The sequence below is a fragment of the Nocardia jiangxiensis NBRC 101359 genome, from assembly GCF_000308615.1.
GTDB lineage: Bacteria > Actinomycetota > Actinomycetes > Mycobacteriales > Mycobacteriaceae > Nocardia > Nocardia jiangxiensis.
The window spans coordinates 1-525 of the sequence record NZ_BAGB01000016.1; the positions used below are offsets into that span (position 1 = coordinate 1).

Annotated in this window: 1 protein-coding gene; it reads left to right on the top strand. The window is 67.0% G+C overall.

The window, feature by feature from the left end; genetic code table 11:
• Window positions 1-525: enoyl-CoA hydratase-related protein (locus tag ON40_RS06700; RefSeq protein WP_040819708.1), on the top strand; the 525-nt coding region annotated here is incomplete at both ends.

The window sequence follows — 525 nt, forward strand, 5'->3', positions numbered from 1 at the left end:
TCGAGCACGACGAGGGCATCGGCGCGGTCGTGCTCACCGGATCCGAGCGGGCCTTCGCGGCGGGTGCGGATATCAAGGAGATGCAGACCAAGTCCTATATGGACATGTTCCTGGTCGATCACTTCGCCGGGTGGGACCGCCTGGTCGCATTCCGCAAGCCGATCATCGCCGCGGTCGCCGGATACGCGCTGGGCGGCGGCTGTGAGCTGGCCATGATGTGCGATCTGCTGATCGCCGCGGACACCGCCAAGTTCGGTCAGCCCGAGATCAAGCTGGGCGTCATCCCCGGTATGGGCGGCTCGCAGCGGCTCACCAGGGCCGTGGGCAAGGCCAAGGCGATGGATCTGATCCTCACCGGCCGCAATATGGACGCCGAGGAGGCCGAGCGCGCGGGTCTGGTCTCGCGCATCGTCCCCGCCGCCGACCTGCTGACCGTGGCCCTGGAAACGGCGCAGACCATCGCGTCCATGTCGCTGCCTTCGGTGATGATCGCCAAGGAGGCGGTGAACCGCTCGTTCGAGACCA